7 protein-coding genes are annotated in these 8028 nt (G+C 58.2%); 3 read left to right on the top strand and 4 right to left on the bottom strand.

Going from position 1 to position 8028, the window contains the following annotated elements; all coding sequences use genetic code 11:
- Window positions 1–224 precede the first annotated feature (224 nt).
- Together CEC48_RS30205 and CEC48_RS30200 are read right to left on the bottom strand one after the other, a co-directional pair.
- A complete protein-coding gene (locus CEC48_RS30205) occupies window positions 225–1400 on the bottom strand; it encodes an aminotransferase class V-fold PLP-dependent enzyme (RefSeq protein WP_088427162.1) in 1176 nt (391 codons plus the stop codon).
- Between the two features lie 12 nt (window positions 1401–1412).
- The gene (locus CEC48_RS30200; RefSeq protein WP_003213031.1) at window positions 1413–1649 is read right to left on the bottom strand and encodes a DUF3820 family protein; all 237 of its coding nucleotides are present in this window, start codon (window positions 1647–1649) and stop codon (window positions 1413–1415) included.
- Window positions 1650–1854: 205 nt separating this feature from the next.
- Here CEC48_RS30200 and CEC48_RS30195 point away from each other — a divergent pair, with 205 nt between their 5' ends.
- A complete protein-coding gene (locus CEC48_RS30195) occupies window positions 1855–2322 on the top strand; it encodes a PA2169 family four-helix-bundle protein (protein ID WP_088427161.1) in 468 nt (155 codons plus the stop codon).
- A 55-nt stretch (window positions 2323–2377) separates the two neighbouring features.
- Here CEC48_RS30195 and CEC48_RS30190 read toward each other — a convergent pair whose 3' ends face one another.
- Both CEC48_RS30190 and CEC48_RS30185 read right to left on the bottom strand, forming a co-directional pair.
- Window positions 2378–2848: a MaoC family dehydratase gene (locus CEC48_RS30190; RefSeq protein ID WP_003213034.1), complete on the bottom strand. Its 471-nt coding sequence runs from the start codon at window positions 2846–2848 to the stop codon at window positions 2378–2380.
- A 58-nt stretch (window positions 2849–2906) separates the two neighbouring features.
- Window positions 2907–3851, bottom strand: a complete 945-nt coding sequence (locus tag CEC48_RS30185; protein ID WP_088427160.1) for an alpha/beta hydrolase — start codon at window positions 3849–3851, stop codon at window positions 2907–2909.
- A 209-nt stretch (window positions 3852–4060) separates the two neighbouring features.
- Here CEC48_RS30185 and fadD2 point away from each other — a divergent pair, with 209 nt between their 5' ends.
- Entirely contained in the window at window positions 4061–5749 is a 1689-nt protein-coding gene (gene fadD2 / locus CEC48_RS30180; protein WP_088427159.1) for a long-chain-fatty-acid--CoA ligase FadD2, read from the top strand.
- A gap of 430 nt (window positions 5750–6179) precedes the next feature.
- Window positions 6180–7871 carry a long-chain-fatty-acid--CoA ligase FadD1 gene (fadD1, locus tag CEC48_RS30175; RefSeq protein WP_088427158.1) on the top strand — a complete coding sequence of 564 codons (1692 nt, stop codon included), beginning with the start codon at window positions 6180–6182 and terminating at the stop codon, window positions 7869–7871.
- The last annotated feature ends 157 nt before the right edge of the window (window positions 7872–8028 follow it).

Below are 8028 nucleotides of genomic sequence, written 5' to 3'. Positions count from 1 at the left end.
GCTGGAAGGTAAGGCGGCGCGGGCGCATGTCTCAACAGCTCGTGTGCTTAAGGCTGCCAAGTCGGATAAACGGACTTGAACATGACTTTAAACGGGGTTTTAAACCAAGACCTTGAAAGGCATGGCTGTAAGAGCGGAACCCTAGGCGGCCGTTACCTAAATAACGGATACACACACAACCCCAATACCTACGACTATCGCAGGCAACCCAGCTCCCACAATTTCTAGCTCGCGCTCAGCTCGGTGATAGCTTTGATCAGCACATGGATGTCGGCCGCTGAAGTCAAAAAGCCTGGCGTCACCCGAATACAACTGCCGAACGCAGCGCCGCTGCGGGTCGTGGTGAACAGGTCGTATTCCTTGAGCAACCGATCCGCCATCACCTGCTGATCCGGCTGATCAGTAAACTTGAACGACGTGATCGCGCAATACAGCCGTGGATCATCCGGCGTCAGCACTTCAATCCCCGGCAACTCCCGCACCTCACTCACCCACAAATCCCGCAGGTAATTGAGCCGTGCGCCCTTGGCCTTCGATCCGCCCAACAAACGGTGCTCTTCGAACACCAGTGGCAACGTCATCAGTGCCGGGAAATTCGGCGTGCTGTAGGGCGTACGAGCGCGCACATCGGTGGCCGGGTAATGAAACTCACCCATGTCCGGATCAATGTCCGCCAACCGCTGCGGGTCGATATAGAGAAAGCCCAGGGTCAACGGCGCCCCAATCCACTTGTGCAGGTTAAAGCCGGCAAACGCGATGCCCAGCTGCGCCAGGTTGAACTCGATCTGCCCCAACGCATGTGCGCCATCGAGGATCACATCAATCCCGTGTTCCCTGGCAGCGGTGGCAATCGCCTCCACCGGCATCACCAGCCCGGTGCGATGGGTCACGTAGGTCAGCGCCAGCAACTTAAGTCGAGGGTAGCGCACGAACGCATCGCGATACGTCTGCACCAGGCTGTCGAAACTCGCCGGGTGTTCGTGGGCAATCTCGATCACCTCCACCCCACGGTTCTGCGCCAGCCAACGCATGGCGCCCTTGACCGTGTCGTACTCCAGGTCGCTGATCAGCACCTGGTCGCCCGGCTGCAAACGGTTGTAGTTGCGGATCAGCGACTGCAACGCATCTGAGGCGCAGCGGGTGAGGGCGATGGCTTCAGGATCGGCACCCAGCAACTGCGCCAACTGGTTACGAATCTCGACGTTTTCGCCCTGCTCGAAACGCTGGCGCACATAGATCGAATTGCTGCGATTGATGAACGCCACATTGTCCTGATACTGCTCAAGTACCGCGCGGCTCATGCGCCCGAAGTAACCGTTTTCGAGGTTGATCGGGCCGGGCTCCAGGTCGTAGCGCTGGGCGACTTCATGCCAGTGTTGTTCATCGCGGGTACTGTCCATGTGCGTGCTCTATTAATGACGAGGGGCGGGCTTGCCGTGTTTGGCGCGTAGGGGTTCCAGCAATTCGGACAAACCGTTGTGGTCGATTTCCTGCATCAATGCCAGCAACCCACCCAACTCGCCGTGGGGGAAACCTTCACGGGCAAACCAGTTCAGGTAGGGGCCAGGCAGGTCGGCAATGATCCGGCCCTTGTACTTGCCGAAGGGCATTTCGCGGGTGATCAGCAGTTCAAGTTTTTCAGGATTCATGGGGCTTCAGGTCGTTGAGTCGATGCCTTGGAAAATACAGGCATTCTGCATGGAGGCCAAATGACAGATCATGCAAATAACGCGGATACAGATTTTTGCTGAATATATAACTTATTGAAATTTAATGATTAATTCGTTTTTCAAAAGCTGGCACGAGCGCTGCAATTACTAATGCACGTTTCTTAACCCGCGAAGGAATTGAAAAATGACTGATATCAACAAAGAATCGATCTCCGTACTCAATGACCTGATCGAGACCAGCAAAGACGGCCAGGAAGGCTTCAAGACCTGCGCAGAAGACATCAAGCATCCAGAACTCAAAGCCCTGTTTAAGCAACGCTCCCTCGATTGCGCAACGGCCGCTGTTGAATTGCAGACTGCCGTCAAAGCCCTGGGTGGCGATCCGGAAAAATCCGGCAGCGTTGCCGGTGCCTTGCACCGTGGCTGGGTTGACGTGAAGTCGATGGTTACGGGTAAAGATGAAGAGGCTGTATTGAACGAAGCCGAGCGCGGTGAAGACCATGCGCTGAAGGCTTATAAAGAAGCGATCGAGAAGATCAACAAGCACAACCTGCTGGGTATTCGTGACCTGGTAGAGCGTCAGTTCCACGGCGCGCAACGCAACCACGACCAGGTGAAAGCCCTGCGTAACCAGGCGCGCGCTCAGTCTTGAGCCCGGCCTGAATAAAAAAGCCCCGCAGATGCGGGGCTTTTTTATGCGTATTGGTTTAACCGATGCTGATGGCCGGCAGTTCGGTCAACGTCACGGTCTGCTGCTTGCGCGGCGCCAGGATCTCGGCTTCGCCGTCCACCACCAACTCATCGCGCTGGTTGAACACGCGGGTGGCGATGCGTACGCGAAACTTCGGCAGCTTCTCCAGGATTTCCAGACGCACGGTCAGGGTGTCGCCGATTTTTACCGGCTTCTGGAAGGTCATTTGCTGGCCGATGTAGATGGTGCCGGGCCCAGGTAACTCACACGCCACCGCCGCGCTGATCAGGGCGCCGCTGAACATGCCGTGGGCAATGCGCTCCTTGAACATGGTCGCCTTGGCGAATTCGGCGTCCAGGTGCACCGGGTTGTGGTCGCCGGACATCGCCGCGAACAACTGGATGTCGCGTTCTTCAACGGTCTTGCTGTAGCTGGCGGTCTGGCCGACTTCAAGGGCTTCGTAAGGTGTGTTGGTAACCTGGGTCATCAGATGGTGCATCCTGTGGCTAATCGGTAATCTTAATGTTTTGATTTTAAACGAAAAATTATTCGCAGCGGGTCGGTCGGCGCAGTTCTACGGCCTGGGCCAGCCACGTCAGCACATCGGCTGTGACCGCGTCGCGGTTGGTTTCGTTGAATAATTCGTGGCGCGCCTGCGGGTAAATGCTCAGCTCCAGGTTCTGGCAGCCGGCTCCACGCAAAGCGTTGGCCAGACTTTTGAGACGCTTGCCCTCACTGACCGGATCACATTCACCGCCCATTATCAGGATCGGCAGGCCCGGATCGATCTGAGCGAGATTGGACGCTTTGCTGATTTGCTGCAAGCCGCCCAGCAGGTCGATCCACAGCTGGTTGGTGCAACGAAAGCCGCAGAGTGGGTCGCTGACGTACTTGTCGACCTCGGCCGGGTCGCGGCTGAGCCAGTCGAAAGCAGTGCGGTTGGGTTTAAACGCTTTGTTGAACGATCCAAACGACAGGAAATCAATCAGCGCACTGCGCCCGCGCAAACCCTGGCGCAAGCGTTCCACATGAGCAATCACCTTGGCCGCGCCGTACAGCGCCACCGGCTGGAAATTCGAGCCACTGAGAATCGCCGCGTTGAGGCTCGCGCTGTGGTGCAGCAGATACGCCTGGGCGATGTAGCTGCCCATGCTGTGGCCCAGCAGAATGATCGGCACCCCGGGCGCCTGCTGGCCGATGTGCTGGTTAAGGCTCGCCAGGTCGCCCACCACTTTGCTCCAGCCGTCTTTCTCGGCGAACAACCCCAGCGTGCCCTCGTCGGCGGTGCGCCCGTGGCCGCGCTGGTCGGGGGCGTACAGGCCGTAACCGGCGTCACACAACGCCTGGGCCAGGCGCGCATAGCGGCCACTGTGCTCGGCCATACCATGGGCCAGCATGATCAGCGCCTTGGGCGGCCCGTCCGGCAGCCATTGGTTGACGTACACCCGACTGCGGTCATTCGCGGTCAACCAGAAAGTGGTGTGGTTCATGGCGCTTCCTTTGCTCAGGGTCGTTGCAGTGTACAACTCATCTGCCGAGGGCCGTTGGATCAGCGCAAGCCTTGGCGGGGAGATTCACACAATCAATGACGCATCTTGTTGTATTTGCCTGATTGACCATAGCTGCTAACGTCCCCAAAGCTCCGCTTTCATCGCAGTATCTAAAGCGGCCGGACCACTCAGGTAAGAGGACAAGAATAATGCAACCTGATTTCTGGAATGACAAACGCGCGGCTGGGGTTCCCAACGAGATCGACCTGACGGCCTACAAGTCGGTGATCGAAGTCTTCGAGCGTTCCTGCAAGACCTTTGCCGATCGTCCTGCGTTCAGCAACATGGGGATCACCCTGACCTACGCCGAGCTGGATCGGCGCAGCGCAGCGTTTGCCGGTTACCTGCAATGGCACACCGACCTCAAGCCGGGTGACCGCATTGCGGTGCAGATGCCCAACGTCCTGCATTATCCGATTGCCGTGTTCGGTGCCCTGCGCGCCGGGCTGATCGTGGTCAACACCAACCCGTTGTACACCCCGCGTGAAATGCGCCACCAGTTCAAGGACGCCGGCATTCGTGCGCTGGTGTACCTCAACCTGTTTGGCTCGCGGGTTGAAGAAGTCAGCAAAGACACCGAGATCGAATACCTGATCGAAGCGAAGATGGGCGACTTCATGCCCGCAGCCAAAGGCTGGCTGATCAACACCGTGGTCGACAAGGTCAAGAAGATGGTCCCGGCCTACAACCTTCCACGGGCCATCTCGTTCAAGCGTGCGCTGCGCATGGGCGCCGGCCAGGCACTCAACCGCCACCCGGTCTCCCTCGACGACATCGCGGTGCTGCAATACACCGGCGGCACCACTGGCCTGGCCAAGGGCGCGATGCTCACCCACGGCAACCTGGTGGCTAACATGCAGCAAGTGCGGGCGTGCATGTCGCAACTGGGCGACGACGGCCATCCGCTGATCAAGGAAGGGCAGGAGGTGATGATCGCGCCGCTGCCGCTGTACCATATCTATGCCTTTACCGCGAATTGCATGTGCATGATGGTGTCCGGCAACCACAACGTACTGATCACCAATCCCCGGGACATTGGCGGCTTTATCAAGGAGCTGAAAAAGTGGCGGTTCACCGGGCTGTTGGGGCTCAACACGCTGTTTGTGGCGTTGATGGATCACCCGGATTTCAAGACCCTGGATTTCTCCCAACTCAAGCTCACCAACTCCGGCGGCACCGCGCTGGTCAAGGTGACGGCCGAGCGTTGGCAACAACTGACCGGCTGCGCGATTGGCGAAGGCTACGGCCTGACCGAAACCTCACCGGTGGCCAGCACCAACCCGTATGGCGGCAAATCGAAGCTGGGCACCGTGGGTATTCCGGTGCCGGGCACGGCGATGAAGATCATCGACGACAACGGCGTGGAGTTGCCGCTGGGCGAGCGGGGCGAGCTGTGCATCAAGGGCCCGCAAGTGATGAAGGGTTACTGGCAGCAACCGGTGGCGACCGCCGAAACCCTGGACGCCGAAGGCTGGCTCAAGACCGGCGATATCGCCGTGATCGACCCGGATGGCTTTGTGCGCATCGTGGACCGCAAGAAGGATTTGATCATCGTCTCGGGCTTCAACGTGTACCCCAACGAGATCGAAGACGTGGTGATGGCACACCCGGCGGTGGCCAGTTGCGCGGTGATCGGCGTGCCCGACGATCGTACCGGCGAGGCAGTGAAGCTGTTTGTGGTGGCCCGTGCGCAGGGCGTGAGCCTTGAAGAACTGAAGACCTACTGCAAGGCCAACTTCACCGGCTACAAAGTGCCCAAGCACATTGTGTTGCGTGATTCGTTGCCGATGACGCCGGTGGGCAAGATCTTGCGCAGGGAATTGCGCGACATTGCCTGATTTGAAATAGGGTCAAAAATGTGGGAGCGGGCTTGCTGTGGTGAAGGGGCTTGCCCCCCGTCGGGTTCACCACAGATTGATGGGGCTGCTTCGCAGCCCAACGCGGGGCAAGCCCGCTCACCACAGCAAGCCCGCTCCCACTTTTGGTTTTTATTCATTCAGTTTAACCGTGTGAAAGCCCATTCCAGAGCCTTTCCTCGGCTTATAGAATCTTTGCTCTAAAAATGACCATTAGATATTCTTGAGTCATGTTTATGACCGTAGGGGCCTCTTTTGGCTCTAGGCGGCCTTTGGCAAAGCTGCTACTCTCGGCGCGCTTTGTGACCTCTCGGCTTGCTTGAAACAGCCGAAATCACTCAAAAAAACACAAACAAATAATAATCGCATCAAATGCGATGAATGAATTCGCGTCGCTGAGGAGTGGGCTTCCATGATCGAAGACTTTTGGAAGGATAAGTACCCCGCCGGGATTGCTGCTGAGATCAATCCAGACGAGTATCCAAATATTCAGGCGGTACTGAAACAGTCCTGCCAGCGCTTCGCCAACAAACCGGCTTTCAGCAACCTGGGCAAGACACTCACCTACGGTGAACTGTACGAACTGTCCGGCGCCTTTGCCGCGTACCTGCAACAGCATACCGACTTGCAGCCCGGTGATCGAATCGCCGTGCAACTGCCCAACGTCCTGCAATACCCGGTCGCCGTGTTCGGCGCCATCCGTGCTGGCCTTATCGTGGTCAACACCAACCCGCTGTATACCGCGCGGGAAATGGAACACCAATTCAACGACTCCGGCGCCAAGGCCCTGGTCTGCCTGGCCAACATGGCGCACCTGGCTGAAAAAGTCGTGCCCAAGACTTCCGTCAAGCACGTGATCGTCACCGAAGTCGCCGACCTGTTGCCGCCGCTCAAGCGCCTGCTGATCAACAGCGTCATCAAATACGTGAAGAAGATGGTCCCGGCGTACCACTTGCCCAAGGCGATCAAGTTCAACGACGTATTGGCAAAGGGCCACGGCCAGCCGATCAACGAAGTCAGCCCCGACGCCAACGACGTGGCCGTGCTGCAATACACCGGTGGCACCACGGGCGTGGCCAAGGGCGCGATGCTGACCCACCGCAACCTCGTCGCCAACATGCTGCAGTGCAAGGCGCTGATGGGCTCCAACCTCAATGAAGGTTGCGAAATCCTGATCACCCCGCTGCCGCTGTACCACATCTATGCCTTCACCTTTCATTGCATGGCGATGATGCTGATCGGCAACCACAACATCCTGATCAGCAACCCGCGCGACCTGTCGGCGATGGTCAAGGAACTGTCGAAGTGGAAGTTCAGCGGTTTTGTCGGCCTGAACACGCTATTTGTTGCGCTGTGCAACAACGACGCCTTCCGCAAGCTGGATTTCTCGGCACTGAAAGTTACCCTGTCGGGCGGCATGGCCCTGCAACTGGCGGCGGCCGAGCGCTGGAAAGCCGTCACCGGCTGTTCCATTTGCGAAGGTTACGGCATGACCGAAACCAGCCCGGTGGCCACCGTGAACCCGATCCAGCACATCCAGATCGGCACCATCGGCATTCCGGTGCCGTCGACCCTGTGCAAGGTCATCACCGATGACGGCGTCGAGCTGGCGCTGGGTGAAGTGGGCGAGCTGTGCGTCAAGGGCCCGCAAGTGATGAAGGGCTACTGGCAGCGCGACGAAGCCACCGCCGAGATCCTCGACAGCGAAGGCTGGCTGAAGACCGGTGACATCGCGATCATCCAGCCGGATGGCTACATGCGCATTGTCGACCGCAAGAAGGACATGATTCTGGTCTCAGGCTTCAACGTCTACCCCAACGAACTGGAAGACGTGCTGGCGACCCTGCCGGGCGTGCTGCAATGCGCAGCCATTGGTGTGCCGGACGAGAAGTCCGGGGAACACATCAAGATCTTCATCGTGGTCAAGCCGGGTGCCACCCTGACCAAAGACCAGGTGATGGAGCACATGCGCGCCAACGTCACCGGCTACAAGGTGCCCAAGGCCGTGGAGTTTCGCGATGCGCTGCCGACCACCAACGTGGGCAAGATTTTGCGCCGTGAACTGCGAGACGAAGAACTGAAGAAGGCCGGGTTGAAGAAGTAACCGCCCTAAAACAAAAAGCCCCGCAGATGCGGGGCTTTTTATTGGGCGCAGATTTTTCAGCATTGAAATGCAATCCAAATGTGGGAGCGGGCTTGCTCGCGAAAGCACAGTGTCAGTGACATATCGGTGACTGACACTGCGCCTTCGCGAGCAAGCC

The sequence above is a fragment of the Pseudomonas sp. K2I15 genome (assembly GCF_002204795.1).
Taxonomy (GTDB): Bacteria; Pseudomonadota; Gammaproteobacteria; order Pseudomonadales; family Pseudomonadaceae; genus Aquipseudomonas.
Note: the sequence above shows the minus strand (reverse complement) of the source record. Positions and strands in the feature narration are given on the sequence as shown.